Origin of the sequence: Lactobacillus sp. 23-2 (genome assembly GCF_044902225.1) — a bacterium.
Lineage (GTDB): Bacteria > Bacillota > Bacilli > Lactobacillales > Lactobacillaceae > Lactobacillus > Lactobacillus absianus.
In genome coordinates this window covers 1-15,941 of the sequence record NZ_JAOQBX010000039.1, presented here as the reverse complement: position 1 = coordinate 15,941, position 15,941 = coordinate 1, and the positions used below count along the sequence as shown (strand labels likewise).

Here is a 15,941-nt window from a genome sequence, read left to right as displayed (position 1 = left end):
ATCTTACCGACAGGTGTGTGACTTGACACCCATCAGTAAGAAATATTATAGAGCCATAAAAATGACCGCTTATGATACAAGACACAAAAACATCCTGCCTCAGAGTTGAGACAGGATGTTTTGTTATGTCAGAAAGGGACCAATCTTAATGGACTGGCAGTTAGTCTTCGCGTGAGTAGTGCTTTACGTCGTCGGTCAGCTTAGCGATGAATTCGTCCAGGCTCTCGGTGTTTTGTTCTTCAGTCCCGTAAGGACGGACGTTAACCGTGCCGGCGTTCATTTCATCATCCCCAAGGACCAGAGTGTAAGGTACCTTTTGGGTTTGGGATTCACGGATCTTGTAGCCCAGCTTTTCGTTTCTGAAGTCGATTTCAGCTCTGAAGCCCTTGGCACGCAATTCGTCACGAACCTTCTTTGCGTAGTCTGAGTGAGCGTCCAGGTTGACTGGGATGATTTCAGCTTGAATTGGAGCCAGCCAAGTTGGGAAGGCACCCTTGTAGATTTCAGTCAGGTAAGCGATGAAGCGTTCCATAGTGCCGACGATCCCGCGGTGGATCATAACTGGACGGTGTTCTTCGCCATCAGCACCGACGTAAGTCAGCTTGAAGCGTTCTGGCAGCATGAAGTCCAGTTGGATGGTGGACATGGTTTCGTCGTTGCCCAAGGCAGTCTTGGTTTGGATGTCCAGCTTTGGACCGTAGAAGGCAGCTTCGCCTTCTGCTTCAACGTAGTCCAGACCCATGTCGTCCATCGCGGCCTTCAGCATGCTTTGGCTTCTTTCCCACATTTCATCGTTGGCAAAGTACTTGTCAGTGTTCTTTGGGTCACGGTATGACAGACGGAAGTAGTAGTCGTTGATGTTGAAGTCGTGGTATACATCCATGATGATCTGCAGGGTTCTAGCAAATTCATCCTTGACTTGGTCCAGGGCTACGAAAGTGTGGCCATCGTTCAAAGTCATTTCACGAACGCGTTGCAGACCTGACAAGGCACCTGACTTTTCGTAGCGGTGCATCATCCCCAATTCAGCGATCCGGATTGGCAGCTCACGGTATGAGCGGATGTGGTGCTTGTAGATTTGAATGTGGCTTGGGCAGTTCATTGGCCGCAATTCAAGCCATTCGCCTTCACCCATGTCCATTGGCGGGAACATGTCTTCACGGTAGTGAGCCCAGTGGCCAGAAGTCTTGTAGGCGTCCAGGTTCATCAAAACTGGAGTGTAGACGTGTTCGTAGCCAGCGGCCACTTCCTTGTCAACGATGTAGCGTTCGATGATCCGGCGGATAGTGGCACCCTTTGGCATCCAGTATGGAAGGCCCGCGCCAACCTTAGGGTCAACGAAGAAGAGGTCCAGGTCACGGCCGATGGTCCGGTGGTCGCGTTCCTTGATTTCAGCGCGGCGCTTCATGTCCGCGTCAAGGTCAGCCTGCTTGAAGAAGGCCGTCCCGAAGATTCTTTGCAGCATTGGGTTTGAGCTCTTGCCCTTCCAGTAGGCACCAGCTACTGAAAGCAGCTTGAACTTCTTGATCTTGCCAGTGTTAGGCAGCAAGGCGTCAAAGCCAAAGTCAACGAAGTCACCCAGCTTGTAGGCGTCAACGACGTCACCGGCGCTTTGCAGCAATTCTGACTTGTATGGGTCATCCTTGAATTCTTCTGCCAGTTCGCTCTTGGCTGCTTGTACGTGCTCAATTGGCAAGCCGTTCTTGATTTCCTTTTGCAAAGCCTTTTCCAGCTCTGGCAATTCGGTAACCTTGATTTGGTCGTCCTTGTCGGTTTCGATGAAGAAGCCGTCCTTTGAGACTTCAGCTTGGCCCAGCTTGATTTCCGGGTACTTGCTCTTAACCAGAGCTTCCAATACGAAAGCAGCAGTTGCGCGCAGCACTGCCAAGCCTTCTTCATCCTTGTCAGTCAGGATGGCTACTTCGTGGTCTTCGCTCAATTCAAAGTCAAGCGGCTTAACGGCGCCGTCAACCTTAGCCGCAACGGCACTCTTGCCCAGTGAGGTTGAAATGCTTGCAGCAAGGTCAGCAACTGAAACGGCTGCTTCGAATTCTTTCTTTGAGCCATCTGGCAAAGTCAAAGCAAAACTCATAACTAAAAAATCCTCCAGAAACAAAAAAGTCCCGGGCACGCCAAACAGACGTGCTCGGGACGAAATTAATATCGTGGTTCCACCCAAAATTCAGACCTGGCATAGGGCGCTGCCCTATCCGGTCACTCATTCACGGATCGATAACGGGATCCGGCCATATCATTCATCTTTGGGCATAGAAGGTGGGGTTGCGGCCTAATGGGGAGCTTCCAGAACTTGGCTCCGCCTCTCTGAAGCGGCCGAAATCATGTCTTCTATTTACTTTCTGATTATACCCCGCTCTTTGAATAAGGCAAGGACTTTTTTGAATTTAATTTAAGCGGCGGTTGCGGCCAGTTACGATGATCTCCTTGGCCAGGTAGCGGACCCGCTGCATCAAGCGGGCTGCCTTGACTGGATCCACCGCGTTCTTGGTGCTGGCAAAATGGTCCTCCAAGTCGTCCATTTCCATGTTGGACGTGAAGCAGGTCGCCAGGTCATTATCCATTCTGGCCTGCAGGATGACGCCCAAGACGTCGTCGCGGGACCACTGACTCAAGGTTTCAGCCCCAATGTCGTCCAAGATCAAGACATCGCAGGAAGCCACCCTTTGGATCTCCTTTTGCAGGCTATTGTCGCTAAAGTGGCTGGACAAGCCTGAGATGAAGGTCGGCAGGTGCAAAAAGATCACCTTGCCCCCATTTTTGGCTACCCGGTTGGCCAGACCAGCCATGATGTAAGTCTTGCCGACCCCAAAATCGCCGGTCAGATACAAGCCTTTGGCCGTATGGTGCTTTTCGTATTCATCCAGGAACTTGCCAACCGCCAATAAGGCAGCGTTGCGGCCCGGGTCGCCCTTGTCCAAATCGGTCAGGGTAATCCGGCGCAGCTTCTTTGGCATGTCAATCAATTCGATCCGGCTTTCAGCCGCCCGCTCCTCATCCCTTTGCCGCTTGGCGGCAGTCGGCAAATAGCGGACCCCGATCAAGGGGCCATTCATGAAGAGCTCAGCTTGATAGTCGGCAATCGCCTTGACCGGGCTGGTCTTTTGCAGGTAGAACTCACAGATATTGGTCATGCTGTCCTGGACGGCCTGCTTGGACAATTTGCTGGCATGCTCTTTCAAAAATTTCTGCACGTCCGGATCCTTGATGGCCCGGTCAGCCAATTCCTGGGCTGATTCCGCGCCGGCCGGCCGCTCCTGGTCCTTGAGCGAATCCGCCATCGCCTTCTTCAACATTTCGCCAATTGATTCCATCTGCTTCACCTACTCGTCTCTTACTTGTCTTCGGGCTTGCCGCCCGCCTTCTTCTCGTCTTCATCGTCAAGCAGGGCCGCCAGCTGTTCTGGCGTCACGTCGACCTGCTCGGCCTGCTTCTTGGACCAGTCGGTCCCCTTCTCGACCTGGCGGGGGCCATAGTAGCGCGTCGTGGTCTGCTTGCTTTGTGAGCGCTGGCGGATGTAAGCCAAGGCCGCTTCCGGCGTGGCCAGCTTGTGCTGCATCCAGTCATTGGCAATCCTCTCAGCCAAAGACAGGCTCAAGACCGGCTGGTAGTGCAGGCAGGTATAGATCAAGATATTGAGCATTTCCGGGCTGAAGCCCACCTTCCAACTCAAATCATTGATAACCTGGTACTCAGACTTGGTCGTAAAGCCCCCTTTTCGGTCCTTCATGTAGTTGAGGAACTGGGCCGGGGCCTTTGACTTAGCCAGCTGCAGCAGCTGCCGGTCGCGCTGGTCGACGCTGACCTGGCCGCCCTCGCTCTTGGCCAGGCTGTTTTTAACCTGCTGGCGGCGGTGGTTGGCCTTGTAGTTGTAAGTCAAAGAACGGCCAATCTTGCCCACGTCCAGCTTGCTGGTTCCATGTAAGCTTGGCAGGGATTCATCGACAAATTCCTGCTCGCTTAGGCCATAAGTGGCCATGACGGCCTGGATCTGGTCCTTTTGCCGGTCAATCTCGCTTGGGTCAATATGGTAGACCGCGAAGCAGTCCTTCAGGAACTGCCAGTCTACCTGCCGGACGTTGACTTGGGCCGCGTCGCTCGCGGCAGCCTCATTCTCCTGGGCTGCCTGCTGAACCTCCGCGGACGGGGTGATGGCCTCCTCGTCTGGCAGGCGGAAGACCTCAAAGAAAGAGGCGGAAACGTCCCGCAGGTTCTGCAGCTGCTTCTCCTCGCGCTTGGCCTGCTTGGCAAAGTCCTGGCTCAGGCGGCTGAAACGGTAGCTGCCGACTTTTTCCTTCAAGAGGCTGGCCAAAAGCGAGGTGTTGAAGAACTCGCTGGCCTCTGGCACTTCCTTAAGCTTGAAAGCCAGCAGCTGACCCAAGCGCACGTTCTCGCTCAGGTAGGTCGTAAGCAGCCCCACGGCCTCCAATTTGTGCAGGGCCTTGAACAAGTCGCCCAGACTGCAGTCCAGCTGCTCTTGCAAAAAGTACAGGGCCGGGGCATCAGCCAGCATCTGGAAGGGGTCGTATTCCTCAATCAGGGTCTGGTAGACGGCCACGCCCAAAGACGCTACCAGGGGCTGGTAGAGCTTGATCAGGACCCGCTCCTGCTTTGAAGTCAAAGCGACGCGGTTGATCACCAGGTAGCGCTGCTTAGGATTGGAACTTTCAAACATTTAGACTCACTTCTTGCTGTGCCGGTCCATCATGTCCTCCATGGTCTTCATGAAACTGGACATGTCGGTAAACTGACGGTAGATGCTGGCAAAACGGATGTAGGCCACGTCGTCGATATCCGCCAGCTGGTCCATCACCAATTCGCCAATTTCTTTTGAGGAGATTTCATTGACGCCTTTAGCCCGGATCTGGTTTTCCACGTTGTCCACCAACTTATCCAGCTGGTCGCTGGTCACCGGGCGCTTCTGGCAGGCGGCCGCCACGCCGCGGAGAATCTTTTCCCGGCTGAAGGCTTCACGGGTGCCGTCATTCTTGATCACCAGCAAAGGCGACTGCTCAACCCGCTCAAAAGTCGTAAAGCGGTAGCCGCAGCTTTCGCATTCCCGGCGCCGGCGGATGGTCCGCCCTTCATCGGTTGGCCGCGAGTCAATAACGCGGGATGAGTTCTTATGACAATTTGGACAAAGCATAGTGCTTGCTCCTTTCAAGAAATTTCTTCAAGAAGTTGTTGTAAATTCGTTCTTAGTTCTTCTATTGTACCAGTATTTTCAATGACATAGCTAGCCAGACGGCGTTTTTCACCCAGCGGCAGCTGGGATTTGATCCGCGCCTTGGCCTGCTCGCGGCTGAGCTGGTTTCTCTTCATCAACCGCTCAAGTTCCAGGTCATATGGAGCAGCGATCAGCAAAGTCGCGTCAAACAGGTCCTGCCAGCCCGCTTCAAACAATAGCGGCACATCAATCACGCAGACTCCCTCACCAGCTCTCTTGGCTGCCTGCATCTCCTGCTTGATTTCCGCCAAAACCGCCCCGTGGCTGATTTTGGACAGCCGAGCCAGTTCATCTGGATGGGCAAAGACGTAGGCGCCCAGCTTCTGGCGGTTGACCGTCTGGTCTTCGTTAATAAATTCTGCCCCAAAATTCTCCTTGATCTCGCGCCAGGTCACCTGGCCGGGGGCTTGCTGGGCATGGGCGATCTGGTCGGCATCAATCACCCGCAGGCCCCGTTCTCTAAAGTAGCTGGCTGCCGTCGACTTGCCCGTCGCGATGCCGCCGGTCAATCCTAAATAAAAAGTCATTTTTGCTCTGCCTTATCCTGTTTGTGCTTCTCCCCATACAATACTTGGCATTGCGGGCAAAAGGTCGTCCCCCGCCCGCTGACCTTGATCTTTTCAAGCACGGTTCCGCAGCGCTGGCAGGGCTCGCCCGCGTGGCCATAGACCTGCAGCTTCTTCTGGAACTGGCCGCTTTGCCCGTCCGCGTCAAGGAAGGTATGAACCGTCGTCCCCCGCAATTTCGTGGCCAAGGCGATCGTCTGGTTGATATTGTCATGCAGGGCAGCCACTTTTTCAGGCGGAATCGCGCTTGCCTGGCTCAAGGGGTGAATCCGGCTTTGCCAGAGGACCTCGTCGCAGTAGATGTTGCCCAGACCGCAGACGACGCTCTGGTCTAAGAGCAGGTTCTTGATCTTCTTGCTCTTCTTGGCTAAGGCCCGGCACAAAAAGTCCCGCGTAAACTCCGGGCTGTTGGGCTCGACTCCCAGCTTGCCGATCCCGGTCTGCTCGCGCTCAGTCCCCGTCTCAACCAGCTGCATGCGGCCAAACTTGCGCACGTCGCTGTACCTTAAGGCAGTGCCGTCGGTAAAGACAAACTGGACGTGGTCATGCTTGCCAACCGCGGCTTGGGGAGCAAGCAAGCGGTACTTACCCTCCATGCGCAGGTGGGAAACCAGCGTCAGGTTGTCCGACAAGCGAAAGAGCAGGAACTTGCCATAGCGGTCCACGCGCAGAATCTGCTTGCCGGCCAGCTTCTGGGCAAAGGCCCGGGCATCCCCGGCAATGATCTTGTCATACCACACCTCCACCTTTTTGATGGTCTTGCCGGCCACCAGCGGCGTCAAGGTCCGTCTGACTGTCTCAACTTCAGGCATTTCTGGCATCTTGCTCACCCCAATCTACTTGGCATCGTACCAGTTGTGGCCCCAGCCGGAATCCGCCAAGAGCGGCACGTCAAGGGAGACGGCCTTCTGCATGACTTCCGGGACGATCTGCTTGATCGTTTCCAGCTCTTCTTTTGGCACGTCAAAAATCAATTCGTCGTGCACCTGAACCACCATCTTGGTCTTCAGGCCCAGTTCATCCAGCTTCTTTTGCATGTTGATCATGGCGATCTTCATAATATCCGCGGCTGACCCTTGGATTGGAGAGTTGATGGCCGTTCTTTCTGCGAAGGAGCGAACATTGAAGTTCTTGGCGTGGATGTCAGGCAGGTAGCGGCGCCGGTGCATGATCGTCTCAGCGTAGCCCTTTTCCCGGGCTTCCTTGACGGCCTGGTCCATGTAGGCCTGGATGCCTGGGTACTGGTCAAAGTAGCTTTCGATGAAGCTTTTGGCCTGCTTGCGGCTGATGCCCAGGTTCTTGGACAGGCCGTAGTCGGAAATCCCGTAGACGATCCCGAAGTTGACCGCCTTGGCCCGCCGTCTTTCAAGCGGCGTCACCTCATCGATCTTGCTTAGATGGAAGATCTTCATGGCCGTGTGGGCGTGGATGTCGTAGCCGGTCTTGAAGGCTTCCTGCATGTTGGCATCCCCGGAGACGTGGGCCAAGACCCGGAGCTCAACTTGTGAATAGTCGCAGGAGAAGATGTAGCCATCTGGCGTTGACGGCACGAAAGCCTTGCGGATCTGCTTGCCCTCTTCGGTTCTGGTTGGAATGTTCTGCAGGTTGGGGTCAACTGAAGACAAGCGACCAGTCGCCGTCAAGGTTTGCAGGTAGCGGGTGTGGATCTTCCCGTCCGCGGGATCAATCACGTCCAGCAGGCCATTGACGTAGGTCGACTGGATCTTGGCGATCTGCCGGTAGGCCAGGATGTCGCTGACCACCGGACTTTTATCCTTCAGCTGGTTCAAGACCTCCACTGAAGTCGAGTAGCCGGTCTTGGTCTTCTTGATGACCGGCAGGCCCAGCTTTTCAAACAGGATCACGCCCAACTGCTTAGGCGAGTTCAAGTTGAACTCTTCCCCAGCTTCTTGGTAGATCTTGCTTTCCAGCTCCTTCAGCCGGTCCCCGTATTCTTTTTGCAAAGCTTGCAGGGTCTTGGCCTCGACCTTGATCCCGTTCAATTCCATCTTGGCCAAAACCCGGGCAGTCGGGATTTCAATCGCGTCAAACAGGTCGTCTTGCTCATGGTCCTTGAGCTGCTTGAGCAGGCTGGCCTTGAGCTGGTCAATCGCTGCCACCTTGCCGGCCAGGTGGTTGAAGAAGACCGCGTCGTCATCAGGAATGGCGGCGGCCTTGCCTTTGCCGTAAACGTCCAAGTCGCTCTTGACGTCATAGTCCCCGTACTGGTGGGCCACCTCGCCCAGATCGTTGGAGTTGTTCTCATTGTCGACCAAGTATGAGGCCAGCAGCATGTCGTAGCCGATCCCCTGGGCTTCAATGCCCAGGCGGTGCAAGCCGTAAGTGGTCCGTTTCAAGTCAAAGACGTTCTTGACGATGGTCTTGTTTTCCAAAAAGCCGCGCAGCCGCTTTTCCTTGAGCAGGTCAACGTCCCGGGAAACCCAGATCTGCTGGCCGATCTTCAGGGCAAAGCCGGCAAAAGGCGCCAGGTGATAATTTTCGCCAAAAATTTCCAGGTAGAAGTCGATTTCCTTAGCTTCTGGCAAACTGGCAACCGCTGCTTTTTCCAGCTTGACAAAGTCCAGCTGCTTGTCCTCAGCCTCTTTGCCCGCGAAATCGCCATTTTCAGCCATATCGCTCAAAAAGCGGCGGAAGTTCATCTTTTCATAGAAGCGCCGCAGATCGTCAACGCTGGCGCCCTGGTAGGCCACTTGCTCCATGGTCAGGCTGACTGGCGAATCGCACTTGATGGCGGCCAACTTTTTGCCTAAAAGGGCCTTGTCCTTGTCGTTGAGCAAATTCTCCTTGAGTTTGGACTTCTTCATTTCATCCACGTGCTCATACAGGTTCTCGACCGTGTGATACTTCTGGATCAGGCGCGAAGCCGTCTTGGGCCCGACCTTGGTTACGCCTGGGTAGTTGTCGGAAGCATCCCCCATCAGGGCCTTCATATCGATGAATTCCGTCGGCGTCACCCCGTTGACTTCCTGCATGTGCTCCGGGGTATAGGCCTCCAATTTGGTCACCCCAGACTTGGTAACGTAGACCGTCACGTGCTCGCTGGCCAGCTGGGTCAAGTCCCGGTCCCCGGTAACCACGGCCACGTCAAAGCCGTCGTCAGCTCCCCGCTTGGCCATGGTCCCGATGATGTCATCGGCTTCATAGTCAGGCAGCTCGTAAGTGGCAATCCCCATGTCCTGCAGCATTTCCTTGATGTAGGGCAGCTGCTCGGACAGTTCAGCCGGCGTCTTGTCGCGCCCGCCCTTGTATTCACCGTACATCTTGGTTCTGAAAGTCACCTTGCCGGCGTCAAAGGCCACCAGAATGTGGCTGGGTTCTTCCTGCTTGAGGACGACGTCCAGCATGTTCTTAAAGGCAAAAATGGCATTGGTATGCAAGCCTTCAGGGTTTTTGAACTTGTCCAGTTGCTGGTACATGGCAAAAAAGGCCCGGAAAGCGACCGAATTGCCATCAATCAAAAGTAATTTTTTCTTCTTATCTGTCATTGCGGCTGTAACATCCTTCAAAATAAAAACTGTCAAAATCTTACTAACTAAGATTTTAACAGTTTTCAGCTCTTTCTTTAAATTCTGGAGCTTGTTTTCCTTAAATGCTAAAAAACAGGCCTTAAGCCTGTTTCTTTCGCTTATTTGCCTGCTCCAGTTCTTTTGACCAGAATGGCATGTCCTTGAAGCCCTTGATCCCAGGCATCCCCAAGGCCACGAAAGCCATGGCGGACACGGCATAAAAGGTCCGGCAGCTGGCGAATTGCCCGACTGCCTGCTTGCTGGTAAACGCCAAGAGGCAGGCGCTAGCCAGCAGGACGGCGAGCGCGGCGCCGCGGCGGGGGAATTCCCGCCTGGTCGCGACGTAGACCAGTCCAGTCATAAAGTCAAAAGCAGCATATGTCAGGCCAAGGTTGCCAGCAGCCGTCGCTGTCTTCAAGGCCGTGGCCGAAGAATCTGCCGCGCCGGCCCGCCTGAACAGCCAATAAGCCATCGCCAGGCAGCACGCGGACAAGACCAGCAGAGCAATGCCTGCCAGCAAGCGTCTCACAATCAGTCTCTTCTTCATAAAGTCTCCGAAAAAAGCATCTGTTACGATAAAACTGAATTTATTGCCTTCCCTTGACATATTTATACACTACCGTACTTAATTATAGCCTTTTTCTCCCGTCTTAACAGCTACATCTATAGGAATTATAAAATGCCAATCGTTATTTATTATGTTTTTTCTATGGCCAAGCCAGCCTGCGCGAGGCCGCGGCATACTTTGGCTACCAGCCCAACTATTTTTCCCGCCTTTGCCGCAAGCTTTTTGGCCACGACTTCGTCCACTTGCGCATCCGGATCAGGATGAATATCGCGGAAAACGAATTGCGCCTGACTAACAAGCGCCTGGAAGAGATCAGCAGCGAATTAGGCTACCAGGACGTGGCTAATTTTTCAAAGGCCTTTAGCCAGCTGAAAGGAATCACGCCTGGCGCTTTCCGGAAAAAATATGGAATCAAAAAAGCCCGCTGACCTGCCGGCTGGCTCGCGAATGCAATTTTGGCCTTAGTTGGGCACTTCCCCAAAAATATACTAAAAAACGCTCATCCAACGATGAACGTTTCAAGGCGTCTCCGCCTTAACTTATGATATTGCTGACCGCGGTCAGCATTTTCTGCTACTTTTGCAGCATGTCTTCAAAAGCTACTTCGTACTTAGGAATGTCACCAGCGCCCATGAAGACGATGCAGTCGCCCTTGTAGTTCAAGAGGTCTTTCAGGTTGTCGAAGTCGATGACTTCCGCGCCTGGGATTTGACTGGTAATGTCTTCGCTCTTGATGTCCCCTGACTTTTCACGGGCTGACCCGTAGATTGGAGTCAGGTAGGCCTTGTCGACGCCCTTAAGGATGTCAACGTAGTCTTCTTCAAATTCCTTGGTTCTGGAATAGGTGTGCGGCTGGAAAACCGTTACCAGCTTGCGGTCCGGGTACTTCTGCCGGGCTGCCTGGATGGTCGCGCGCAATTCAGTTGGGTGGTGGGCGTAGTCATCGATCACGACCGTGTCGCCAAAGTCCTTTTCACTGAAGCGCCGCTTGGCACCATGGTACTTGACCAGACCGTCCTTGACCAAGTCAAGGTCAACGCCTTCAGTGTAGGCAACGGCGATTACGGCCGTGGCGTTCATGATATTGTGGTCGCCGAACAGGTGAATCTCAAACTCGCCCAAGTCCTTGCCGTCAGCCTTCACATGGAAGGTTGCGCCTTGAGTGGTCTTCTTGACGTCAAAGGCTTGGAAGTCATCAGTTTCCTTCAAGCCATAAGTGTACTTCTTGGCGGTCTTTGGCGTGATCTGCTTCAAGCGCTCGTCATCGCCCCAAACGAACAGTGCCTTCTTGGTTTGGTCAGCAGCAGTTTGGAAGGCGCTGGCGTAGTCGTCGCGGTCTTTGAAGTAGTCTGGGTGGTCAAAGTCGACATTGGTCATGATTTGGTAGTCTGGGTGATATGCCAAAAAGTGGCGGCGGTATTCGTCAGCTTCGTAGACGAAGAAGCGAGAATTTTTAACGCCTTTACCCATCCCGTCACCAATCAAGAAAGAGGTTGGTGCGGCTTCACTCAAAACCGTTGCCAAGAGGCCAGTAGTTGAGGTCTTGCCGTGTGAGCCAGCAACGCCGATGCTGGTGTATTGTTGGACAATTTCTTCAACCGTGTCTGGGTAGCTTTGCCAAGCAACGCCCTTTTCTTCGCAAGCAGCCACTTCAATGTTGTCGCTCTTAAAGGCGTTACCCTTAACGATGACTTGCCCTTCGCCTTTGATGTTGTCCTTTGAAAAAGAAGCAACTTCAATCCCAGCAGCCTTCAGGGGGTCCTGGGTAAAAGTGTACTTGTCGATGTCACTGCCGGCAACGTTGTAGCCTAAGTCGTGCAAGATCAGGGCCAGGGATGCCATCCCGGTACCCTTGATACCAATAAACCAAATTTGTTTTGTCTTATCTAACATTGTATTGCTCCATTATCTTCAATCATTCGCTTCTAATTTTAGCATTAATAGGAAAAGAAAAAAGAGCTCTAGCCGAGCTCTTTTGAAAAAATTGAGGAAAAATCAGGTTTGGATTAAGTAAGTGATTAGTAGTCTTCGTCTTGGTTGCTGCCTTGCTCGCTGATGTAGTCATCGATTTCTTGCTTATGCTGAGCAATGGTTTTATTTAGTTCTTCCTTGGTAAAAGTTTTCTGGTCCATTCCATGTGGGTGGGCTCCTGGAACAACGTCGTACTCTACCAAGACATCGTTGGCATTAACTGTAATATGGGTCTGATTGGCATATTTTTGCCCCTGATAAATGTACATATTAGCGACCTTGTCTGAATGGTAGAAGACACTAGATTCGCTAAAACCATATTTTGCATTTTCACCAGTTAGCCAAACTGCAGCAGCGTATTCTTCATCAGCATACTTCTGTGTTTGACTGCTGCTGGATGAGCTAGAAACCGCGCTTGATGATGACTGACTGCTTGTAATGCTACTGCTACTTGATTGTGAAGTCTGGCTACTTGAACTAGAAGAGCTAGCTTCAGATGAGGAGCTCTCACTAGACTGCTTCTTTACAACCTTAGTCTTAAAGACTTTTTTCTTGCTGGAACTCTTCTTTGAAGATTGCTTTTTACTGCTTTGCTTCGCTGCCTTTTCAGAAGATTGCTGGCTGTTGCTGCATCCCGCAACCAGTAATAGCGCACTAGTTGCCGACAATATTGTCAAAATTTTTCTTGCTTTCATTTATTTCTCTCTTTACACTTTCACACAAAAACATAGCCCATACTTTTAGTTATAGGGCTATGTCAAAATACTTTAGACTTTTAAGCGAGCTCCAGTCTATAGGAAATGGTTAATAAACTTGGTAATTTACTGTTTCATCAATTTCATCTTCACTGCCATCTGGATATGATACATATACCGTATTTTCTTCATAGTTGCCGGATTCCGAATAATCAAAACCATCAACCCGAGTACCCTTTGGCAATTCATTTGCATTTTCAAAGACGTATGGTACCTCCTTTTCATGGAAATCGTCGCCCTTGATAACACTTAACGGAATTCTGATATTATTCTTAACTTTTGGCTCATATTTTGCTGCATCACTTGGTTCAAAATGCAATTTAACTGGACCAGAAATTGAATATGAATCATCGGGGTACGTAGTTTTTAGATATACTGTAAAGTCGCCACCCGTTTCTTCGGGTTTTTGAAAGTCGTTCTTGCCTTTAATGTCTGTTACAAAATCAAAGTCTGTTCCGCCAGAAGCTTCATTAGGGAAATAACCTTTTTCATTAGTAAGCCATTTAGCCTTAACAGTATCCCAACTAGATCTAAAACCAGTTTCGAAATTTTCCCCATCAGTATACACCCATCCATTATCCCATTTAAGGTTAAATGAGTTAGTCTTCAAAACTGGAGTGTACTTATCAGCATCTGCAGTGGCAACCACATAGCTTGCAGGGCCAACAACATCCTTCGACCCATCAGGATAAGTAACTACTAAATTCACACTGTAGCTACCACCATGAAGCGTACTCATGCTATTTTTATCCTGCAATTCTACAGTAATCCCATCTGGCAAACTGCCAAGGTTGGAGATAGCACCAGATAAGTTGTAAGTGGTCAAATCTTCTCCCCAATCCAGCTTAACAGCATTAGAAGAGACAACTGGAGTGTAACGGTCGGCTTGAGTAGTCTTCTTCACTACTTGTTTAGCTGGTTGTGAAGGGGTACTTGCCGGCTTTTGCGTACTCTTCTTTACAGTCGTCTTTGGCTTTGAAGGCTTCTTAACTACCTTTTTGGCCGGTTTCTTAACGACTTTCTTGACAGCTTTCTTAGGCTTCTTTTTAGTTACTTTCTTGGCAACCTTTTTCTTAGTAGTCTTCTTAACTACCTTCTTTTTAGACTTCTTTGTTACCTTTTTCTTTGACTTCTTAGCAGCCTTCTTTTTGGAGACTTTCTTAGCCTTCTTCTTAGCTGCTTGAACAGTTAAAGGTTGATTTGAGTTTGTCGTTGCAACACCACCAAGCAATGCGACGGCAATAGTCGCTTTGCTTAGGCCCTTCAAAATTCTATTAATAGTCATTGTTTGCCTCACCTATTGCAGAATTAAAATTACCAGTAACAGCATTTAAGATTACATCGAGATCGTCACTATTAAAGTCATTAACTTGCCACTTACCATTAGTCTTGGTTAAATTGATGACAAGATTCTTTGTGTACGATTTCTTATTTTCTTTCTTGAGCTTGGAAAATTCTTTATAGATATCTTTTTTAAAGTCATCAGAACTGTATCCTATATACTGAGTTGGATCGTCACGAGCATCACTTATCAAGTTCGAGACAACGTCCCCCATTGCATAAGTTTTAATTGTTACAGTTACAGAAGCCTTATTTCCATTAACCTTTTCATTCTTAACCTGATAGTCAAAATCCTCTAACATTTCAAGCATCATTTTGGTTAAAGAATCAGATTTAGCTTCAGCTTTAAACTTTGTCAAAGCAAAAGTAGCGCTAGACCCAGAATAAACTTTTTTAAGTTGGCCATCATCGCCCTTCTTAATTGCACTTAAAAATTCTTCAGTAACACGAGATGGTGACTTGAATTGATTTCGAACTACCAAGAAACCGGCGACTACGATAATTGCAATAGCAATCCACATTCCTAGTTTGCTCTTTGGTTTAGTATTATTTTTCATGAATTACCTCTTTTAGCTACACAGAAGACAATTTAACACAAAACTATTCATCATCCTCGTCATTATCTTTTATTTTTTCTTTTTTATTTGAAATCAACTTCGGTGAGCCAATTGATTTTATTAGGAACTTAAACTTCCCACTTGCAAAAGTGGGCTTGTACCTTGAAAATTCAATAGTTTAGCCAATAAAAAAGCACAAGGCCTTTGTTCGCTTGATATAATTTAGTCAACCACAACATCATCAATATCAAACGAAAGGCTTGTGCTATGTCTAGTTTACCATCATTCGATACTGAAAATGAACCTAAAATCGCCCGTTCTGTTGAAAAGTTCTTCAAGGACTACAAAGTTATGGAGCTTCTCCGTAGATGTGGGCTCCGCAAGTCAAAAGGAATCCATCTTTGGTCGATCCTTTCATACATCTTCAGTAATGTGTTTCGAGACAGAAGCATGTACATGCAACAGAAGTCTGGCAAGTGTACTGCTGGCTTCTCCAAAAACACCTACTATCGATTCATGCAGAACCCACATATCAACTGGCTCCGCTTCACTATTCTGCTAGCTGAGAAGATCGTCAATGGGCATCTGAAAGATCTGACCTCTGACCAACGTGCGGATTGCTTCGTCTTTGACGATTCGCTCTACTCCAGAACTGGATACAAGAAGACTGAGCTGGCTGCCAAAGTATTCGACCACGTTTCGATGACCTACAAGAAGGGCTTTCGGATGATGACCATGGGTTGGACTGATGGATCCTCCTTCGTCCCAATCGCTTCATCTCTCTTGTCCTCAAAGAATGATCAGAATGTCATCGGGGCAACCAAGAAGATCGACAAGCGCACAATCGCGGCCAAGAGGCGAATTATGGCCCAATCAAAGGGGACCGATGTAGTTATCCAGCTGCTCGATCAAGCTTTGAAAGCAGGGCTTACTGCTAAGTACGTCATGTTTGACACTTGGTTCTCCAATCCTCATCAGATCGTCCAGATCAAGCAACGTGACCTAAACGTAATTGCCATGGTGAAGAAGAGTTCCAAGATCACATACGAGTTCGATGGTAAGCGGATGAACGTCAAGCAGATCTTCAGCGCATGCAAGAAGCGGCGAGGTCGTTCAAGATATCTCTTGTCCGTCCCTGTAAAGGTTGGAGATCCTGCCAAGGATGGTGCCCAGGTTGATGCCAGAATAGTCTGCGTAAGAAATCGCTCCAACCGCAAAGATTGGATCGCTCTTATTTGCACGGACATGATGATCGATGAAAATGAGATCATCAGAATTTACGGCAAAAGATGGGACATCGAAGTCTTCTTCAAGACCTGCAAGAGTTTCTTGAAACTTGGTACTGAATACCACGGCCTCTCATATGATGCATTGACTGCCCATACGGCTTTCGTCTTTCTGCGCTACATGTTCA

At 50.2% G+C, this 15,941-nt stretch carries 14 protein-coding genes; 2 read left to right on the top strand and 12 right to left on the bottom strand.

Features of this window, described 5'->3' with window-relative positions:
- Window positions 1-160: 160 nt before the first annotated feature.
- From thrS to OCH80_RS09625, 8 genes are all read right to left on the bottom strand, one after another.
- Entirely contained in the window at window positions 161-2,092 is a 1,932-nt protein-coding gene (gene thrS / locus OCH80_RS09660) for a threonine--tRNA ligase (RefSeq protein ID WP_154549310.1), read from the bottom strand.
- Between the two features lie 310 nt (window positions 2,093-2,402).
- Complete coding sequence (dnaI, locus tag OCH80_RS09655) at window positions 2,403-3,329, bottom strand: primosomal protein DnaI (RefSeq protein WP_404540480.1); 927 nt, start codon at window positions 3,327-3,329, stop codon at window positions 2,403-2,405.
- Window positions 3,330-3,349: 20 nt separating this feature from the next.
- The gene (locus OCH80_RS09650; protein ID WP_404540475.1) at window positions 3,350-4,690 is read right to left on the bottom strand and encodes a DnaD domain protein; all 1,341 of its coding nucleotides are present in this window, start codon (window positions 4,688-4,690) and stop codon (window positions 3,350-3,352) included.
- Window positions 4,691-4,696: 6 nt separating this feature from the next.
- Window positions 4,697-5,161 (bottom strand): transcriptional regulator NrdR, encoded by a 465-nt coding sequence (nrdR, locus tag OCH80_RS09645; protein ID WP_154549308.1) that lies wholly within the window; start codon window positions 5,159-5,161, stop codon window positions 4,697-4,699.
- Between the two features lie 14 nt (window positions 5,162-5,175).
- Window positions 5,176-5,769 (bottom strand): dephospho-CoA kinase, encoded by a 594-nt coding sequence (gene coaE, locus OCH80_RS09640; protein ID WP_206988488.1) that lies wholly within the window; start codon window positions 5,767-5,769, stop codon window positions 5,176-5,178.
- Window positions 5,766-6,629: a DNA-formamidopyrimidine glycosylase gene (gene mutM / locus OCH80_RS09635; RefSeq protein ID WP_404540471.1), complete on the bottom strand. Its 864-nt coding sequence runs from the start codon at window positions 6,627-6,629 to the stop codon at window positions 5,766-5,768. The genes coaE and mutM overlap by 4 nt, the downstream gene beginning before the upstream one ends.
- 15 nt (window positions 6,630-6,644) lie before the next feature.
- Window positions 6,645-9,314, bottom strand: coding sequence for a DNA polymerase I (gene polA / locus OCH80_RS09630; protein WP_404540468.1), 2,670 nt, complete (start codon window positions 9,312-9,314; stop codon window positions 6,645-6,647).
- Between the two features lie 121 nt (window positions 9,315-9,435).
- Window positions 9,436-9,882, bottom strand: coding sequence for a hypothetical protein (locus tag OCH80_RS09625; protein ID WP_404540466.1), 447 nt, complete (start codon window positions 9,880-9,882; stop codon window positions 9,436-9,438).
- Window positions 9,883-10,058: 176 nt separating this feature from the next.
- Between OCH80_RS09625 and OCH80_RS09620 the strand changes: the two genes are divergently transcribed.
- Window positions 10,059-10,331, top strand: coding sequence for a helix-turn-helix domain-containing protein (locus OCH80_RS09620; RefSeq protein ID WP_206988559.1), 273 nt, complete (start codon window positions 10,059-10,061; stop codon window positions 10,329-10,331).
- Window positions 10,332-10,476: 145 nt separating this feature from the next.
- Here the strand turns inward: OCH80_RS09620 and murC are convergent, their stop codons facing one another.
- From murC to OCH80_RS09600, 4 genes are all read right to left on the bottom strand, one after another.
- The gene (gene murC / locus OCH80_RS09615) at window positions 10,477-11,796 is read right to left on the bottom strand and encodes a UDP-N-acetylmuramate--L-alanine ligase (protein ID WP_404540463.1); all 1,320 of its coding nucleotides are present in this window, start codon (window positions 11,794-11,796) and stop codon (window positions 10,477-10,479) included.
- A gap of 125 nt (window positions 11,797-11,921) precedes the next feature.
- Window positions 11,922-12,569, bottom strand: a complete 648-nt coding sequence (locus OCH80_RS09610; RefSeq protein WP_154549294.1) for a hypothetical protein — start codon at window positions 12,567-12,569, stop codon at window positions 11,922-11,924.
- A gap of 109 nt (window positions 12,570-12,678) precedes the next feature.
- Window positions 12,679-13,914: a Rib/alpha-like domain-containing protein gene (locus OCH80_RS09605; protein ID WP_154549293.1), complete on the bottom strand. Its 1,236-nt coding sequence runs from the start codon at window positions 13,912-13,914 to the stop codon at window positions 12,679-12,681.
- A complete protein-coding gene (locus tag OCH80_RS09600; RefSeq protein ID WP_206988497.1) occupies window positions 13,904-14,527 on the bottom strand; it encodes a DUF4878 domain-containing protein in 624 nt (207 codons plus the stop codon). Before OCH80_RS09600 ends, OCH80_RS09605 begins: the two co-directional genes overlap by 11 nt.
- A 267-nt stretch (window positions 14,528-14,794) precedes the next feature.
- Here OCH80_RS09600 and OCH80_RS09595 point away from each other — a divergent pair.
- Window positions 14,795-15,941, top strand: a 1,147-nt coding sequence (locus tag OCH80_RS09595) for a transposase (protein WP_404540458.1), incomplete at its 3' end; no start/stop codon positions are given.